16 protein-coding genes and 1 pseudogene are annotated in these 16,598 nt (G+C 56.5%); 10 read left to right on the top strand and 7 right to left on the bottom strand.

Annotation, left to right across the window (positions count from 1 at the left end; translation table 11 throughout):
• Nucleotides 1-11: 11 nt before the first annotated feature.
• From JI62_RS12405 to JI62_RS12390, 4 genes are read left to right on the top strand one after another with little or no spacing between them, the layout of a single operon-like run.
• Nucleotides 12-575 (top strand): TRAP transporter small permease, encoded by a 564-nt coding sequence (locus JI62_RS12405; protein ID WP_088700463.1) that lies wholly within the window; start codon nt 12-14, stop codon nt 573-575.
• Nucleotides 572-1,849 (top strand): TRAP transporter large permease, encoded by a 1,278-nt coding sequence (locus JI62_RS12400; protein WP_088700462.1) that lies wholly within the window; start codon nt 572-574, stop codon nt 1,847-1,849. Before JI62_RS12405 ends, JI62_RS12400 begins: the two co-directional genes overlap by 4 nt.
• A gap of 50 nt (nt 1,850-1,899) precedes the next feature.
• Nucleotides 1,900-3,360: an aldehyde dehydrogenase family protein gene (locus tag JI62_RS12395; protein ID WP_088700461.1), complete on the top strand. Its 1,461-nt coding sequence runs from the start codon at nt 1,900-1,902 to the stop codon at nt 3,358-3,360.
• Between the two features lie 23 nt (nt 3,361-3,383).
• Nucleotides 3,384-4,256, top strand: coding sequence for an NAD(P)-dependent oxidoreductase (locus JI62_RS12390; protein ID WP_088700460.1), 873 nt, complete (start codon nt 3,384-3,386; stop codon nt 4,254-4,256).
• A 35-nt stretch (nt 4,257-4,291) separates the two neighbouring features.
• Here the strand turns inward: JI62_RS12390 and JI62_RS12385 are convergent, their stop codons facing one another.
• Nucleotides 4,292-4,942: a TetR/AcrR family transcriptional regulator gene (locus tag JI62_RS12385; protein ID WP_088700459.1), complete on the bottom strand. Its 651-nt coding sequence runs from the start codon at nt 4,940-4,942 to the stop codon at nt 4,292-4,294.
• 101 nt (nt 4,943-5,043) lie between these two features.
• Between JI62_RS12385 and JI62_RS12380 the strand changes: the two genes are divergently transcribed.
• Genes JI62_RS12380 through JI62_RS12370 form a run of 3 tightly spaced genes read left to right on the top strand, consistent with a single transcriptional unit; the run spans nt 5,044 to nt 10,246 of the window.
• A complete protein-coding gene (locus tag JI62_RS12380; protein ID WP_088700458.1) occupies nt 5,044-6,204 on the top strand; it encodes an efflux RND transporter periplasmic adaptor subunit in 1,161 nt (386 codons plus the stop codon).
• Complete coding sequence (locus JI62_RS12375) at nt 6,191-9,265, top strand: efflux RND transporter permease subunit (protein ID WP_088700457.1); 3,075 nt, start codon at nt 6,191-6,193, stop codon at nt 9,263-9,265. The genes JI62_RS12380 and JI62_RS12375 overlap by 14 nt, the downstream gene beginning before the upstream one ends.
• Nucleotides 9,266-9,307: 42 nt before the next feature.
• Entirely contained in the window at nt 9,308-10,246 is a 939-nt protein-coding gene (locus tag JI62_RS12370) for a GGDEF domain-containing protein (protein WP_088700456.1), read from the top strand.
• Here JI62_RS12370 and JI62_RS12365 read toward each other — a convergent pair.
• Complete coding sequence (locus JI62_RS12365) at nt 10,243-11,004, bottom strand: SDR family NAD(P)-dependent oxidoreductase (RefSeq protein WP_088700455.1); 762 nt, start codon at nt 11,002-11,004, stop codon at nt 10,243-10,245. The genes JI62_RS12370 and JI62_RS12365 overlap by 4 nt on opposite strands.
• A gap of 223 nt (nt 11,005-11,227) precedes the next feature.
• Here JI62_RS12365 and JI62_RS23090 point away from each other — a divergent pair, with 223 nt between their 5' ends.
• The 3 genes and pseudogenes from JI62_RS23090 to JI62_RS22745 all read left to right on the top strand — a co-directional run.
• Complete coding sequence (locus JI62_RS23090) at nt 11,228-11,362, top strand: hypothetical protein (protein WP_276206566.1); 135 nt, start codon at nt 11,228-11,230, stop codon at nt 11,360-11,362.
• A gap of 70 nt (nt 11,363-11,432) precedes the next feature.
• Nucleotides 11,433-11,618: a type II toxin-antitoxin system RelB family antitoxin gene (gene relB / locus JI62_RS12355; protein WP_088700454.1), complete on the top strand. Its 186-nt coding sequence runs from the start codon at nt 11,433-11,435 to the stop codon at nt 11,616-11,618.
• Between the two features lie 87 nt (nt 11,619-11,705).
• A pseudogene (locus JI62_RS22745) lies at nt 11,706-11,879 on the top strand (type II toxin-antitoxin system RelE/ParE family toxin); the annotation flags it as partial.
• A 7-nt stretch (nt 11,880-11,886) separates the two neighbouring features.
• Here JI62_RS22745 and JI62_RS12345 read toward each other — a convergent pair.
• The 5 genes from JI62_RS12345 to JI62_RS12325 form a co-directional block, all read right to left on the bottom strand.
• Nucleotides 11,887-12,651 carry a M15 family metallopeptidase gene (locus JI62_RS12345; RefSeq protein ID WP_205737518.1) on the bottom strand — a complete coding sequence of 255 codons (765 nt, stop codon included), beginning with the start codon at nt 12,649-12,651 and terminating at the stop codon, nt 11,887-11,889.
• 20 nt (nt 12,652-12,671) lie between these two features.
• Entirely contained in the window at nt 12,672-13,946 is a 1,275-nt protein-coding gene (locus JI62_RS12340) for a TRAP transporter large permease (protein WP_088700453.1), read from the bottom strand.
• A gap of 43 nt (nt 13,947-13,989) precedes the next feature.
• Entirely contained in the window at nt 13,990-14,481 is a 492-nt protein-coding gene (locus JI62_RS12335) for a TRAP transporter small permease (RefSeq protein ID WP_088700452.1), read from the bottom strand.
• Between the two features lie 137 nt (nt 14,482-14,618).
• Nucleotides 14,619-15,653 carry a TRAP transporter substrate-binding protein DctP gene (gene dctP / locus JI62_RS12330; RefSeq protein WP_088700451.1) on the bottom strand — a complete coding sequence of 345 codons (1,035 nt, stop codon included), beginning with the start codon at nt 15,651-15,653 and terminating at the stop codon, nt 14,619-14,621.
• Between the two features lie 126 nt (nt 15,654-15,779).
• Nucleotides 15,780-16,598, bottom strand: an 819-nt coding sequence (locus JI62_RS12325; RefSeq protein ID WP_240513229.1) for a LysR family transcriptional regulator, incomplete at its 5' end; no start/stop codon positions are given.

Genomic DNA, 16,598 nt, shown 5'->3' with positions numbered 1-16,598 from the left:
GGTGATCTCTTATGCTAGCGGTATTTCTTCGTTTTGAGCATCAGTTAACCCGGCTTGCAATGCTGATCGCAGTGGCGATGCTGGCGATATCGGTGACCCTCAGCTTTTATCAGGTGCTCACCCGCTTTGTGTTTAACGCCCCTTCTACCTGGACGGAAGTCGCCTCCCGCGCTGCCATGATCTGGTGCGTATTTATGGCCGCTGCCGCCACCTTTCGGGGCGGTTACATGATGGCGGTGGAAGTCGTTTATAAAGTGGTGCCTGCGCGTTTTCTCACCCTTTTAGAGGTGCTCATTGTGGTGTGCTGTCTGCTGGTTCTGGGGGTGCTGATCCATTACGGCATCCAAATGACGATGCGGGTGAGCAATCAAACCATGTCGGGAATGAATATTTCTATGTCTTGGGCCTATGCGGCGATTCCCACGGGTTCAAGTTTTGCCATTGTGGCTGTTGCGGCTCGGCTTTTAGCGCAGCTCAGTGGACGTGAAAAGGTAGGGCCAGAGAATAGCGAAATTACCCCTGAAAAGGCGTTGGTTGAAGATGGCCACCTCCCTAAAGGAGGGACGCAGTCATGAATATGGTTATTGGCCTGTCGCTGATCATTCTATTCACCTTCGGTGTGCCGATCGCGATTTCGATTATCCTGGCGTCAATTATCGGCATTGAGTTCTTTACTCGCCTGCCACTGTTGCTGGTGCCTCAGCAGATGTTTATCGGTATTGATAAATTCCCGCTGATGGCGATCCCGTTTTTTATTCTTGCCGGGAATTTGATGGCCGCCGGGGGTATCTCACAGCGCCTGGTGGATCTGGCAAAGTCCATCGTTGGCCGCGTGCAGGGCGGGCTGGCCATGTCCTGTGTACTGACCTGCATGATGTTTGCGGCGGTGTCAGGCTCCAGTGTGGCCACCACCTTTGCGATTGGCGCCATCCTGATTCCGGCGATGGTGAAGCATGGCTATCCCAAGCCCTTGGCTGCCTCCATTCAGGCGTCCTCCGCTGAGCTGGGCGTGCTTATACCTCCGTCGATTCCTCTCATTCTTTATGGCGTGAGTACTGATACGTCCATTGGTCAGCTGTTCCTCGCCGGCATTGGCCCCGGCATATTGATTGGCAGCGCGCTGATACTCTTTCTCTATCTGTTCTGCAAGGTGCGCGGTTACGGCAAGGACGACTATAAAGACAGCACCGGCTTTATGATCTCGGTAAAGCGTGCCTGGGTGGCGATGCTGATGCCGGTGGTCGTTATCGGTGGTATCTATGGTGGGATTTTTACCCCCACCGAGGCCTCCGCCGTGGCGGTATTTTTTGCCCTGATCGTTGGCGGTTTCTACTACCGTGAGCTGAAGCTAGACGACCTGTGGCCGATTATGCGCCAGAGCGTGATCTCTACCGCCGCCGTTATGTTGATTATTGCCGCGGCCTCGCTATTTAGTTTTCTGCTTAGCCGCACGGGGCTACCTGCACAAATCGCTACCCTGGTCACCAATACTATTAATGATCCGATGATGTTCCTGCTGGTGGTCAATGCGCTGCTGTTGGTCGTCGGTATGTTTATTGAAACTTCCGCCGCCATTCTGGTGTTGGCGCCGATTTTGACCCCGATTGCAATGCAGTTCGGTATCCACCCCGTCCATTTTGGGTTGGTGATGGTGGTTAATCTGGCCCTTGGCATGATTACGCCGCCCCTAGGCGTAAACCTATTTGCTGCCTGTGCGGTCGCCAAAATATCGATCGATCAAATGTTGCCCTGGCTGGTGCGCTTTGTGCTGGTGGTGCTGGCCTGCCTGATGGCAATTACCTATATGCCGTGGATTTCCATGGGGCTGGTGACTGCTTTTTACGGTTAACCCCGCCGTTTTTAGCGTTAATCAAACAATCATAATAAGAGGAGTGCGATATGCCAGATGCATTAACGTTGCCACCGCAGCAGGCGCTGGTGGCTGGAGAGTGGGTGAACACCACCACAACGCTACAGGTGGAAGCCCCGGCCAGTGGTGAACCGCTGACCCGGATTGCCCGTTGCCAAGTAGACGATGTAGAGGCGGCGGTACAAGCCGCACGGCAGGCCTTTACTGGCCAGCTAGGCGAGTGGGCCCGGTGGTCTGCGAGGCAGCGCAGCGAATGGTTGCTACGCTTTGCAGATATTATCGAGGCGCATCACGAGCAACTGGCACAGCTTGAGTGTGCTGATACCGGGAAGCCCATGACGCAAGCCAGAGGCGATATTGGTGCTTGTGCACGCTACTTTCGCTTTTATGGCGGGGCGGCGGATAAACTTCACGGTGAAACCATCCCCTTTGAGACCGACTTCGCGGTCATGACTTTGCGTGAGCCCTACGGCGTGTGTGCGCAAATTATTCCCTGGAACTACCCTTCGCAGATCTTCGGGCGCTGTGTGGCCGCGGCGTTGGCCGCGGGTAATACCGTTGTGCTCAAGCCCGCAGAGGATGCCTGCTTAAGCGTACTGCGTTTAGCGGAACTGGCAGTGGAGCACGGCCTTCCGGCGGGTGCACTCAACGTGGTGCCAGGGCTTGGCGCTGAAGCGGGCGCTGCCCTTGCTGCCCACCCAAACATTGATCACCTCTCCTTTACCGGCTCGCCAGAGACCGGCACCCATGTCGCTCAGGCGGCCGCGCAGCACCATGTACCCGTCACCCTGGAACTTGGCGGTAAGTCTCCCCAATTAGTGTTTGCTGATGCGGATCTTGATGCCGCGCTTCCTGCGGTGGTGCGCGGCATTATTCAGAATGCCGGGCAGACCTGCTCCGCAGGCAGCCGTTTGCTGGTGCAGCGGGAGATCGCTGAGCGCGTGGTTGCCAACCTCAGCGAGCGCTTCGCTGCTCTGCGCTGTGATGCAGGCGAAGCGGACGCTGACTGTGGTCCACTGATCAATGCGCGTCAAAAAGCCAAGCTGGAAGCGCGCTTGGCGGCCGCCGAAGCCGACGGTATTCGCGTGGCGGCAAAAGGCCAGTTCGCGGTGAGCGCGCCAAGTGGCGGCCACTTCGTCATGCCCCAACTACTCACCGATATTCCTGAGGGGCATGAAGTGCTTCACGAGGAGCTGTTTGGCCCAGTGCTGGTGGTGCAGGTGTTTGAGGACGAAGCGGAAGCGCTGGCGCTGGCTAATGCCACCGATTTTGGCCTCTGTGCCGGTATTTGGACGCGGGATGGTGGCCGCCAACTCCGTTTGGCTAAAGGTATTCGCAGTGGCCAGGTATTTATCAACAACTACGGCGCGGCCGGTGGCGTAGAGCTACCTTTTGGTGGCGTTGGTCGCTCCGGTCATGGCCGAGAGAAAGGCTTTGAAGGTCTGCGTAGCTATACCCGAATTAAGACGGTTGCTATCAAGCACGACTAATCACCATTAATGGAGCTATGACAATGACAACATCTCTCCAGGTAGGCATCGTTGGCGTGGGTCTGATGGGGCATGGGATTGCCAGCAGCCTGCTGCGCGCAGGCCACCAAGTCAGCTTTCTTAATCACTCGGGCAACCAGCCCGTAGACGACCTGCTGGCCGCCGGTGCCACCGCGTTGAATTCAGGCCGAGAGGTAGCACAGAGCGCTGAGGTGGTGATTCTGTGCGTGACCGGCTCACCCCAAGTAGAAGCCGTGCTGTTTGAACCCAACGGCGTCTTAGCGGGGTTGAAGCCCGGTTGTGTCGTGGTGGATTGCTCCACTGCGCTGCCCAGCTCAACTGAAAAAGTCGCTGCTCGCGTTACTGCCGCGGGCGGGCGCTTTATGGATGCGGCCATGACGCGCACCCCAAAAGAGGCGGCGGAAGGGCGGCTCAACTTGATCGTCGGCGCGCCGAAGGCGCTGTTTGATGAAACGCTGCCACTGTTACAGGGCTTTGCCGAAAACATTGCCCATGCAGGCGAGGTAGGCGCAGGGCATACCCTTAAACTGCTGCATAACTTTGTCTCTTTGGGATTTTCGGCAGTCTTGGCCGAGGCTACAGCTGCATCTCGTAAAGCGGGTATTAGCGATAGCGCATTGCTAGAGGTATTAGGGGCTGGAGGCGGAGGTGGCGTCGTGCTCGAACGGCTGCGCCCCTATATCGCTGATAATGATCCTTCAGGCTTTAAGTTTAGCGTTGCCAATGCCAGCAAAGACCTGGGCTACTACCATACGATGACCGAAGATCTCGCCGTAGAGGGGGGTATCGCTGAAGCCGTCCGCAACCTGTATCAATCGGTAGAGGATCAAAATCTGCCAATACCCGCGCTAATCGGTGTGCTAGAGCGGCGTTAAAACAGATTGTGACTTTTCAATGGGCTGTGTTTGGCCTAGGTATTCCCATACGCCGCCAAAAACACATCCACGGCGCTACTGACCTGATGATGCAGCTCTTCATCGCTGGGGAGGTGGCGAACGCCCATGCGGACTTCTGTGACCAGCATGCCTTGCCACATGCTGCACAGTTGGTTGGCGGCAAGCGTGGGTACGCCAAGCGTTAAATGCCCGGTCTGGGCTAGCACCTCCAATTTCTCCTGCAGCCACTGCTTAGTGGCCCAAGGGCCTGCCTCAAAAAAAGCCTGCAGCAACTCAGGGTGCTGCTCCCCCTGAGTATTCATCACCCGCTCAACCGCCAAGACATGGGGCTCCAACAGGAAGTGCACTAAGCTCATGCCGACGTCGATCAGTGATTGGCGAACCCCCTCGTGGGTATCGGGCAGCTTATCTAATCCCCTGCGGATGGTTTCAGTTTCACGACGGATCACACTGCCAAACAGTGCCTCTTTGGTCACAAAGTGGCCGTAGACTGTGACTTTGGAAACACCCGCTTCCCGGGCTACGGCTTCCATCGTTACCCCTTCTAAGCCGTAGCGAAAAAACAGACACGCCGCCGCATCCATCATGGCATTCCGTTTAGCCATATCCTTGGGGCGGCCAGCGCGGCGCTTTGGTTGAGGCGATGTAGGTTGAAAATCTGTCATTTGGTGCAATCCGTGCCCATCGAGTAAATAAATATTGAACGTGAGCGTACAAATATTATAGTGAACGGTATCGTTCAAGAATAAACCATTTCGAGGCCAACATGGGCACTCCTCTAAAAACTTCCTGGAACCACCGGTTTCGCGGCATGCTGGCGGCGCTGTTGATGGTAGGTGCCACACTGGCGACGGTGTTTTTTCTATCCAGTCAGCACAGCAGGGCTCAGCAGGCCCGCCAGCAAGGCGCTGATAACGCCCTGCTACAGGTGGCGACCGAGGCCCTGGAGCAAGCCGAACAACTGCAGCGGGATGTGCGCTTAACCGGACGTGTGGTGGCGCGCCAGTCGGTATCACTGGCGTTCGAACCCGCGGGCCGGGTCAGTGCTGTGTCAGCAGACAGAGGCGATGCGGTTGAGCAGGGGGATGTACTTGCCACACTGGATACCCGCCGCCTGGAAAGCCGCTTAGCGGAGGTAGCTGCGCGCAGCGAAGAGGCGCGAGCGAGTCTAGCCCTGGCTCAGCGCCAGGAGGAGCGTGAAGCGCAGCTCAACCAGAATAACTTTGCCAGCCGCACGGCGCTGGATCAGGCCCGGACAGATCGACTGACCCTCCAGGCTCGCCTGGCGGCGCTGGCAGCCGAACGCGATAGCCTTACCGCCGATTTGGATGACAGCACACTAAAAGCGCCCTTTGCCGGACGAGTGATCGAGCGCCATATCAGTGTCGGTAGCTTGGTGAGTAGCGGCACTACCGCTTTCGATCTTATCGACGTCGAGCAGTTAGAAGCGCACCTTGGCCTACCCGCAGCGCTGGCCGCGACGTTTACCCCAGGCGAAGCCGTTGAACTGAACGTCAATGGCGAGGAGGTCAACGGAGTGGTGCGTGCCCGGCTCCCCCAGGTTGATAGCGACAGCCGCACCCAGACGCTGGTGGTGTCGCTGGAAGCCCCGTATAACGCCGTGCCCGGCGATCTGGCAGAGCTGCGCTACACGATCACAGAGCCCGCAAAGGGTTACTGGGTGCCGTTGGATTCCCTGCAAGCCGCTGACCGTGGCTTGTGGAACGTATTGGTGGCCGAGTCGTTAGAGAACGATCACTACCGTGTGGCCCAGACTAGCGTGGAACTGCTGCATAGCGAAGGCGACCAAGCCTTTGTGCGCGGCACGCTGGCGCCGGGCATGCGGCTGATTACCAGTGGCACCCACCGTGTAACGCCAGGTCAGCAGGTCACGCTAAGCGAGGAAGTGGCCGATGAAGCGCCTTGAGTGGTTATTTAACCGGCGACTGTTAGCGCTAGCCCTGGGCCTTCTTGTTGTCGCTGGGCTGTCGGCCATTCAAACGCTGCCACGCGCGGAGGATCCTCACTTGGTAGCCCGCATGGCCACTGTTCTAGCGCCTTTCCCTGGCGCCACCCCCGAGCAGGTCGAAGCCTTGGTGGCGCGACCCATTGAGGATGAACTACGCACCATCGCCGAGATTAACGTGCTGGAATCCACCTCACGCCAGGGCATTGCGGTGATTAGTCTTGAGCTTGAGGATGCCGTGACCAATGTAACGCCGGTGTGGAGCCGCGTGCGCGACAAGCTGGCCGATGTCGCCCCTACACTGCCTGATGGCGTGCAAACGCCGGAGCTGCTGGATGATCGGGGCTACGCATTTAGCATCGTGGCCGCACTGCGCTGGACACTGGACTCCCCACCCAACCCCCAACTGATGGAGCGCTACGCCGAGCGCTTGGAAGCAACGTTTCGAAACATCCCTGGCACGGAGTATACCCACCGCTTTGGCGTGGCGGGGGAGCAGGTAGAAGTAAAGGTTGACCCGCTTGAGCTGAACGCCTTGGGGCTATCCGTGGGGCAATTAGCGGCCACTATTGAGGCAAGCGATGGACGACGTACCGCAGGTGAAGTGGTCACCGACGGCCACCAGCTGACGGTGGGGCTAAGCGGTGAGTTCGATGCGCTCGATAGGCTGCGAGAGATAGAAGTGGCGACTCGTCAGGGGCAAACCGTCAGGCTTGGCGAGTTGGCTGAGTTACGCCGCGGCGTGCAAGATCCGCCAGCCGCGGTGGCACTGATAAACGGCGAACGTGCGGTGTTTGTGGGCGCACGTATGGCACCCGGCCAGCGTATTGATAGCTGGGTGGAAAAAGCACAAGAGCAGTTGGCGGCGTTCGCCGAAGAGCTGCCTGTCGGTATCGCGGTTGAAGAGGTTTTTGAGCAGGCCAGTTACACCAACCAGCGCTTAAGTGACGTGGCAGGCAGCCTATTGATGGGGCTAGTGCTGGTGGTGGCGATCCTGTTCCTCACCATGGGCTGGCGCTCGGCGGTGACGGTGGGGTTGGCGATTCCCGCCACGGCCCTGCTCACCCTGGCGCTCTTCAGGCCGCTGGGTATCGATATCCATCAGATGAGCATTACCGGCATTATCGTGGCGCTGGGGCTGATGGTCGATAACGCCATTGTGATGACCAACGCCCTACGTGAGCGCTTTTTGAAAGGCGATTCAGCGCTGGCCGCTACCCGGGACACACTGCGCCACTTAGCGGTGCCGCTGCTGGCCAGCACCTTGACCACCATTCTGGCGTTTATGCCGATTGTGCTGATGCCAGGCCCTGCGGGGGAGTTCGTAGGGCCCCTGGCCATGGCGGTGATGGTCGCCCTGGTAAGCTCCTATCTGGTCTCGCTGCTGCTGGTGCCGGCACTCTCTCCCATGCTGTTAGCCAGAGTTGCTGATAAACCTCTAACGCCTCGAAATAACGGCGTCAGTGGCATGGTCAAGCGCGGCTTCCGTCGAACGGTACGCAGCGCGCTGCGTCACCCCTGGGCTGCGATGATCATCACCCTGTGCGTGCCGGTGGGTGGCATGGCGTTGATGCCCACGCTGGACGTGGCGTTTTTTCCTCCCGCCGACCGCGACCAGTTTCACATCGAGGTGCGCCTGCCCCCTGCCAGCAGTATGGACAACAGCGAAGCCCTGGCCCATGAGATCGAGGCGATGGTTCGTGAGCTGCCAGGCATCACCCGCGTCTCCGCGTTTGTCGGTGAAAGCGCACCGATGATGTACTACAACGTACTCACCAATGAGGATAACAACCCCGCGTTTTTGCACTTGGTGGTGGACACGGCGTCTTTACAGACCACCAATCAACGAGTACCCGCCTTGCAGCAGGCGCTTGATCAGCGTTTCCCACAGGCTCAAAGTGTGGTGCGCAAGTATGAACAGGGGCCACCGTTTAAAGCCCCGATTGAACTTCGTGTCTATGGTGATGATCTAGAGGTGCTCTCTTCGCTGGGGCTTGAATTGGCGGGTTTAATGCACCAACTGCCTCAGGTGACTCATGTACGCGCTGGCATGCAGCGTGATTTGCCCAGGTTAACCCTGTATATCGACCATACGGCACTGAGTGATGTGGGGCTAACGCCGCAGCAGTTAGCGGAGCAGGTGGGGGCCGCGCTCTCGGGGCAATCAGCAGGCATGCTGCTGGAAGATACCCAGCAACTGCCTGTGCGGGTACGCTACGCCGATGAGTGGCGCACGAACGCTGAACAGCTGGCGGCGCTGCGCCTGGTCAGCGATCAGGTGGCTGAGGGCCTGCCACTGGCAGCGGTGGCAGAGGTCTCGCTCACGCCTGCCTGGAGCGTGATTACCCGCCGTAACGCGGAACGGGTACAGCTGGTGCAAGGGTACCTGGTGGCCGACGCTCTTCCGGCGGTCTCCATGGCTCAACTGGATGACAAGCTTCAGGCAGCGTTGGCGTCGGGGGCGTTTCAACTACCCCGTGGTTACCGAATCGAAACCGGTGGTGAAGCCGCCGAGCGAGATGAAGCCGTGGGCCAGTTGCTTGCCTCGGTGGTGCTGCTGGTTATTGCCATGGTGGCCACCGTGGTGCTGGCGTTTAACTCCTTCCGGCGGGCCGCTATTGTGTTTATTGCCGGAGCGCAAGCGATGGGCATGGGTATTGTGGCATTGCTGTTAAGCGGGCATGCGTTTGGCTTTGTGATTATCGTCGGCATCATGGGGCTGGTGGGGGTAGCGATTAATGCCACCATTATCATTATCGCCGCCTTTGATGACGATGAAGCCGCCCGCCGAGGCGAGATTGATGCCATGCTGGCGGTGATCAGCGGCCCCACCAGCCGGCATATTGTTTCGACCACGATAACCACCTTTGCAGGCTTAATACCGCTGATGGTGGCTTCCGGCGGGCTATGGCCACCATTCGCGCAAACCGTTGGTTTTGGACTACTCTTAGCGACGCTTGTGTCGTTTTTCTTTACCCCAGCGCTTTACCGGCTATGGGTATCACGGCCAACTGATGTTTAGCACCATGACCTCACGACTATTTTACAAGGATGAGTAAATAGCATGTACCAGCACTATGCGAGACCAGGGCAGGACGCCGATGATGAAGAGCCAGGCCATGCGGTGGCCATTCTCAGTGTTCAAGGAAGCTCGCCTGGCGTTCATATTGTCGATGTTAATACCGACTATCAGCGGCTCTGGGGTGGCAGCCGCGAAGATTGGCTGGGAGCAGCGCCCATTATCGTTCAGCAAGAGGCGGCCAACCGGCAAATTATAGACCAGTTGCACGATGCGCTGAATCCCTTGCTCAATGATGCGAAAAGTTTTTTCGAGGGTATTGGTGGGCTGGAAGTCAATCGCCGCCACGATGGGTCGCGTCGCTATGTTGAATGGCGAATTACGGCGATGGGGGGGCGCCACAATAACAGCATTACACTCGTGTTAACTCAGCGCAATGTGACCGAGCAGATGGAAAAAGAGGCGCAGCTTGAGCGGCTAGCCACCACCGATATGCTAACGGGGCTAGTGAATAGGTCACAGTTTGATGCGGTACTGAAAAGCGAGGTCAGTCGGCAACACCGCTACGCTCGTCCCCTCTCTTTGATCATGCTGGATCTCGATTTTTTTAAACAGATCAATGATAGCCATGGCCACGATGTCGGTGATCAGGTGCTGGTAGCGCTAGCCGGTTTGCTTAAGCGTAACTTGCGCAAAGCGGATTGCTGCGCACGGTGGGGCGGTGAAGAATTTATGCTGCTAGCCCCTGAAACCTCTCTTGAACAGGCGGTGCGCCTTGCTGAGAAAATTCGAGGTGCGATCAAACATACCGACTTTCCTATTCAAGGCAGCGTAACGGCAAGTTTTGGTGTCGTTGAAGTGCATTCGCAAGAGTCGGTCAAAAGTGTAATGAAACGAGTGGATAACGCCCTTTATCTAGCTAAAGAGAAAGGGCGTGATCGTGTTTCAACGGGTGGCTTATTAACACCGGCGAAGCAGGCTTAAGCCGGGTCGCGGTCTATAGCAAACGCTGACCATGCCTGACGAACGGTCATAATTTCCAAGCGATTGATGTTGATATGGTCGGGTAGGGTGGCCAAGTAGTAAAGCTGCTCGGCGATATCTTCCGCTTGAAGTGGTGTCGTACCCCGGTAAAGTGCATCCGAAGCGGCCTGGTCGCCTTTGGTTCTGACCAGCGTAAACTCGGTTTCTGCCATGCCAGGCGCCAAGTCAGTAACCCGCACGCCAGTACCTAACAGATCACAGCGCAGGTTATAGCTGAACTGCTGCACAAAGGCTTTCGACGCGCCATACACATGCCCGCCTGGATAGGGCCACTGACCCGCTACGGAACCGAGATTGAGAATGCTCGCGCCTTTACCGGTTTTCAGCAGCAGCGGCAGCGCCGCGTGTGTCACATTGACCAACCCGGTGATATTGGTGTCGATCATGGTGTGCCAATCCTCTAGCGCCACCTTTTGCGCCGGTTCCGGTGCCAGTGCCAACCCCGCATTGTTGATCAAACAGGTGAGCGGCAGAAACTCCTCAGGCAGTCCACTAATCGCCGTTGTCACTGCATCGCTGTCACGGACATCCAGCGCCAGTGTCAGCACAGGCACCTGCCCAGAGAGCTCCTCTTCAAGGGCTTTGAGGCGCTCCACGCGTCGCCCGGTTAAAATCAACGACCAGCCTGCTTTGGCAAACCGCTGGGCCGCCGCTTTACCAAATCCTGACGTCGCTCCGGTAATAAGTACGCTAGGCATTGCAGTTTCTCCACGTTATTCAAATGATTAAAAGGCGATGGGACGAGTTCTGACATCACTGTAAGTAACGCTGGTTCAAGCCTTTAGAGCCAGTTAGTGCCTGTCACTGTGACATCACTCGTCTGTCCCTCTGGTATGTAACGACTGGCCCTACAGCCTATGCGGTTGACTCACTAGGCTTGCAAGCACGCTATTTGTTAACGGATTAATCAGGGGGCCTGCTATGAATACCAACATTGCCGCTTCACATCCACCCGTAAGCGGTGTGGATAATACTTATGTACACACCTTGGATCGTCAGTATGTGTTCCACTCCTGGGCACAGCAAGGCAGTTTAGACCCTATGGTGATTGACTAACTTGGCATCTAGGCTGACAGAGTATGCAGCGTTGCACTAGACTGAGATGAACATACACAGGAGGCGCTTTATGAGCACCCCACTGGATCCGATTGTCAGCGAATTTGAAACTCAGGAGCAGGCAGACAGCTACCAACGCTGGTTCTGCGAGCGTGTGCAAGCCAGCTTGGATGATCCAAGGCCTTCAATCCCCCACGACGACGTCATGGGAGAGATGCGCGAACTTATCGCTAAACGTCGTAATGCTGCTAGTTGAATGGCGCCCCCTGGCCTGAGAATCGCTGTGGTCGATTCTCGACTATCTCAGCCAGCGTAACCCTTTCGCTGCCGAAGCGCTTTACAAGCCATTGAAGAAGCGACTGAGGCGCTACCCCAGCATCCCTACCTGTATCGCCCAGGTCGCGTTGTGGGTACCCGAGAAGCTGTGGTGCACCCCAACTATATTGTGGTTTACCGCATAGCAGCAGGCTGTATTGAGATAGTTAACGTCCTGCACGCACGTCAGGAATACCCTTAGCTAATAATTACCCCAACTGCCTTCGCCAGCGGTTCTCAATGGTATCCAGCTCTGCCGGGCCGTAAACGGCATGATCATGCGACCCGTAGTAGGCCCATAATTGATCGCCATAATCGAAGTGCCACCACTCACTGGGCAGGTTGGTGAAGCCTTGCTGGTGCAGGGTGTGATACAGCAAGCGGCGGTGATCCCGCGCCTTATTTTGCTGCGGGGTAAGCGTTTCCAAACGTTCGAAATAGTCGCTATGGGAGGCAGGAATCGCTTCATCAAACAGGGTGCCCATATCCAACGGCAGGCCGTCGGCATCACAAAGCGTGACATCCACGGCGCCACCGGTGAGATGCGGGCTGGGGGCTAAAGGATCGCGGCTGGGTACCGAGACAAACTCCCTGGTACGCTCCAGTAACTCCGCTTCGCTGAGGTCAGGCTGGTGGTGGTGAATGGCTTCATGCAGGGTATCAAACAAGTACTGCTGCACCCGCCATGGCCGCCAACCGTCGAGGACGATTAAACCGATGCCGTCGGGTAAACTGCGAGCCGCAGCGAGTAACGCCCGATAAACCCCCTCACGTACAAAACACTCCGGTACTGCACCCGGAATGCCCAGCCGTGCATAGGCGGGGAATACGCAGACCGGTGCCGGGGCGAGGCTCATTGGTACCAGGCGCTCACCATTATCTTCAATAGGCGCACGGCGTAACTGCTCCCAGCAGGGGGCTGGGTGGCTGGGTATCGGCGGCAAAGCCTTCAAGAGTGTGTTCAAAGGCATCATGTTATCCAAAGAGGGGGTTATCAAAATTGAGTCGGCAGCCATAGCGTCAGCGATGGAAAAAAGATTAATAGAATAAGCACCGCAATCGCCGTCAGCACAAAGGGCCAAATGGTTCTAAATAGCGACACTATCTCAAGCCGACTAACCGCGGCGGCCACGAATACACAGGCGCCCAAGGGTGGCGTGATTAACGCAATGGTAATGTTCAGCGTGATGATGACGCCCAGGTGAATGGGATCGATACCCGCCATCATGGCCACTGGCGCAAAGATAGGCGTCAGTAGCATCAACGCCGACACCTCTTCCATAAACATGCCCGTTATAAAGGTAATGGCACTCAGTAGCAGTAGAATCACTACTGCGTTGTCTATGTAAGGGGATAACAGCGAGACAAATTGCGCGGGCACCTGCGCATAGGAGAGCAGCCAGCTAATCGTCGCCGAGGCTGCCATGATGAGAAAAATCGCTGAGGTTAAGCGCGCCGTATCGACGATGGCTTGCCAGCACTCTTTAAGACGTAACCCTCCCAGCACGAAGCCACATAGGGCCACATACAGCGCTGTCAACGCGCCCGACTCGGTCGGCGTTACAAAGCCCAGCACGATGCCCGCAACGATAATGAAGGGGGCGATAAGTGCAGGCAGGGCGGCTACAAAGGCTATGCCAAGTTGGCCGAGTGAGGGCAACTGACCACTTTTGGGTAACCGGTGGCGCCAGGCATACCAAGCGTTCATACCCATAAAGGCAACGCCCAGTAGCAGCCCCGGCACCACGCCCGCCAGAAATAGGTCGCCTACTGAGGTGTTGGTCAGTGAGGCGTAGAGAATCATAAAGATGCTGGGTGGAATAATCGGGCCGATTAACGAACTGCCGGCGGTCAAACCAGCGGCGAAGGCCCGTGAGTAGCCCTCCTTCTCCATGGCAGGCACTAGCAGCGACCCCAGTGCCGAGGTGTCCGCCACCGCTGAGCCGTTGACGCCTGCGAAGAATACGCTTGAAACCACATTGACATGACCCATGCCGCCCCGCAAATGCCCTACCATCAGGCGGGCGAGCCCCATCAAGCGTTCGGTTAAGCCGCTGACGTTCATCAGGTTGCCAGCGAAGATGAATAGCGGAATAGCCATCAAGGAGAACACATTGATACCGCTAAAGAATTGCTGGGGCAGCATGCGTGGAATCATCGAGGGGTCGACAAACAAAAAGCCCACTATCGCCGTGGTCAGAAGCGCGATGAAAAGAGGCAACCCAAGCAAAACGTGGCCGAGGAAAACCGCCAGCATGGTCACAATCATAGGGAGTCCTCAACGGTTGTAGATGGAGAGTCCTCAACGGTCTTCATAGAAAGTCCTCAACGGTTTTAAGCGGCGCGGGGCCATAGAGAAGCGCATGCCAAGCCAGTAATAAAAAGCCAACGGGTAGCGAGAGGAGGGGCACCGTACGGCTAATGCCGAGCCCAGATGTGGTAAACATGCTGACCGAGAGTGCATAGCGATAGCTGACCCAGGCTCCACCTGCGGCAATCAGCAGAGTGAGTAGCCACTGGTACACATTCAGTAAACGAGCGAAGGGGACGGGCAGCAGTTTCTCCAACAGCCCAACGCGCATATGCCCACCTTCTGACCAGACGGCCCCAGCTGCAAGCATCACCGTGGCGATGATTAAGAAACGCGACAGTTCATCTGTCCAGATGGGGGCGCCACCGGCGATATAGCGGGAGAACACACCATATAGAATGGCCGCAACATTGAGAGATATCAGCGCGCCCGCAAGCGTAAGGGTAACAGTGCGGCTGATCGCTAAAAGACGGGATCGAAGCGTATTAAACATGACAGCCTTCCATGAAGCACAGAAACGTTAAGCACTAGAACATTAAGTACTGAGATATTAAGTACTGGGATATTAAGTACGGAAAATAGGGGGCCGGTAAGGTACCAGCCCCTGTTTTGCAACGGTGTTAACAGCCGTTAGTCGAGCAGTTCGCTCATGCCCGCATCTTCCAACGCCATATCGATCCAGCGTTGCTCGATATCACGCTCACCGAGCCACTCAAGGTAAGCAGGCTGGCCGATTTCGCGGAAAGCGGCGAGCTCCTCTTCAGAAGGGCGAATCACTTCCATACCTTGTTCTTCCAGATAGGCAATACGCGCCTCGACCTGCTCTTCGTTATGCTCACGGGCATTGTGATTGGCTTCGGCGACGGCCTCCATAAAGGCGCTACGAAGCTCATCATCCCAACCCGCGATCATTTCGCTGTTGCCTACCAGGAATTGGTCGGAGTACTGGATATTGGCGAGGGTCAGGTAGTCCTGCACTTCGTAAAGGCTGCCTAGGATGATATACATCGGCGGGTTCATTTGGCCGTCAGCCACCCCGGTGCGCAGTGCCATGTAGGTTTCTGTCCAGGGGATAGGCGTGCCGGAGGCGCCGAAGGCCTCATAGAGAGCGACCTGGCTAGGATCCATGGCGCGGAAGCGGAGTCCTTCGAAGTCGTCAGGATGGCTGATCGGCCTTTCGTTATTGGTGAACGCCAAAAAGCCGCCCTCTTCCACAACGGCTAGCATATCGATCCCCGCACGCTCCTGCAGAGCGTTGCTGACTTCCTGCCAATACTCACCTTCATCGAAGAAAGTGTGGGCTGCAGAAAAATCGTCGAACAGAAACGGAATAGCGCTAACGAAGATTTCATCAACAAGAGGAGAGACACCCGCAAATGACGCCACATTGAGCATTGGCGTATTCATGGTTTGTTCCATACGCTCCTCTTCTTCACCCAGCATGCTATTCGGATAGAGCTCAAGCTGGATCTCACCGCCAGTTTTTTCGTCTACCAACGTTTTAAGGTTCTCTGCAAAGACGTGGACAGCATTCTTTTCGGGATCTGGGGCACCGTTGTAACTCAGATTGATGGTGGTGGCTGCAAGCGTGTTTCCTGCCATCATGGCAGAGCCAATCAGGCAAGCCGAGATGAGTCGTTTGGGTGAAAAGTGCTGAGTAAACATCGTAAGTCTCCTGGTTTATTGTCGTGAGCTACGGGGCGCTATGGGCGCGTTATTGGATTTATAAGGAGTGCCTACTAGAAGAGTATGGATTGAGGTGTTGACTATGCAATACCTAAACTGTGGCTTTTATTGCAACAGTCGGGGGGCGTCGGCGGAGAAAAAGCGCATGCCTTTGTGCAAATGGTTGATGCAAGTGGTTGAGGCAATCGGGAGCTCCTGCCCTTTCAGGCTAACAATTTGTGCCCGAGTACCATTCATCACCGGGTACTGCATGGGGAGTGTGAAGATCTCACCGCGCTCAATCTCATCCGCTACGGTGAGTTCGGGCATAAACGTAACGCCGATGCCTGAGCGCACGAAATTCTTTAATACCGAAACAGAATTGGTATGCAGGCGTGCTTCAAGATGAATGCGCTCCTGGTGGGCCACCATATTGACCATTTGCCGCATACCGAAAGGGTTGTCCATTAACGCCAGGGGCCACTCCTTTAAGTCATGCAATGTCACAGGGCGCTCCAGGGTACTTAACGGGTGATTGGGGGGCACAATAACATCGAGCGGCTGGCGTGTTTCTACATGGCAAAAAAACTGCGGGTCTACCGGCGGTGCATAAAGTAGCGCTATATCCACTTCGCGATCTTTGAGTAACGACATCGCTTCGTTGACACCCGCCATGCGAATTTCGACATTGATACCTGAAAACGCCGACATAAAAGTGCCTAACGGTGCGGCGATCAGGTCAGCGATAAACCCTTCTCCCACGGCAATGCGAACTTCCCCTTTCGCTAGGCTCTGAAGGGCCATGAGCTGGGATAGTACGGCCTCTTCTGATGCTCGCTGGGCATGAAAATGGTGCACCAGGAGCTGACCCGCTGCGGTTGCGCGCATTCCTCTTCCGTGCCGCTCACATAGCTGGATATCCAACTCTTCTTCGAGCGCTTTTAA

Origin of the sequence: Halomonas campaniensis, from assembly GCF_002211105.1 — a bacterium.
In the GTDB taxonomy this organism is placed as follows: Bacteria; Pseudomonadota; Gammaproteobacteria; order Pseudomonadales; family Halomonadaceae; genus Vreelandella; species Vreelandella campaniensis_A.
Note: the sequence above shows the minus strand (reverse complement) of the source record. Positions and strands in the feature narration are given on the sequence as shown.

Coding starts and splice junctions, on each gene's coding strand:
- JI62_RS12405 (WP_088700463.1), top strand. CDS start 12: ATGCTAGCGGTATTTCTTCGTTTTGAGCATCAGTTAACCCGGCTTGCA.
- JI62_RS12400 (WP_088700462.1), top strand. CDS start 572: ATGAATATGGTTATTGGCCTGTCGCTGATCATTCTATTCACCTTCGGT.
- JI62_RS12395 (WP_088700461.1), top strand. CDS start 1,900: ATGCCAGATGCATTAACGTTGCCACCGCAGCAGGCGCTGGTGGCTGGA.
- JI62_RS12390 (WP_088700460.1), top strand. CDS start 3,384: ATGACAACATCTCTCCAGGTAGGCATCGTTGGCGTGGGTCTGATGGGG.
- JI62_RS12385 (WP_088700459.1), bottom strand. CDS start 4,942: ATGACAGATTTTCAACCTACATCGCCTCAACCAAAGCGCCGCGCTGGC.
- JI62_RS12380 (WP_088700458.1), top strand. CDS start 5,044: ATGGGCACTCCTCTAAAAACTTCCTGGAACCACCGGTTTCGCGGCATG.
- JI62_RS12375 (WP_088700457.1), top strand. CDS start 6,191: ATGAAGCGCCTTGAGTGGTTATTTAACCGGCGACTGTTAGCGCTAGCC.
- JI62_RS12370 (WP_088700456.1), top strand. CDS start 9,308: ATGTACCAGCACTATGCGAGACCAGGGCAGGACGCCGATGATGAAGAG.
- JI62_RS12365 (WP_088700455.1), bottom strand. CDS start 11,004: ATGCCTAGCGTACTTATTACCGGAGCGACGTCAGGATTTGGTAAAGCG.
- JI62_RS23090 (WP_276206566.1), top strand. CDS start 11,228: ATGAATACCAACATTGCCGCTTCACATCCACCCGTAAGCGGTGTGGAT.
- relB (WP_088700454.1), top strand. CDS start 11,433: ATGAGCACCCCACTGGATCCGATTGTCAGCGAATTTGAAACTCAGGAG.
- JI62_RS12345 (WP_205737518.1), bottom strand. CDS start 12,651: ATGATGCCTTTGAACACACTCTTGAAGGCTTTGCCGCCGATACCCAGC.
- JI62_RS12340 (WP_088700453.1), bottom strand. CDS start 13,946: ATGATTGTGACCATGCTGGCGGTTTTCCTCGGCCACGTTTTGCTTGGG.
- JI62_RS12335 (WP_088700452.1), bottom strand. CDS start 14,481: ATGTTTAATACGCTTCGATCCCGTCTTTTAGCGATCAGCCGCACTGTT.
- dctP (WP_088700451.1), bottom strand. CDS start 15,653: ATGTTTACTCAGCACTTTTCACCCAAACGACTCATCTCGGCTTGCCTG.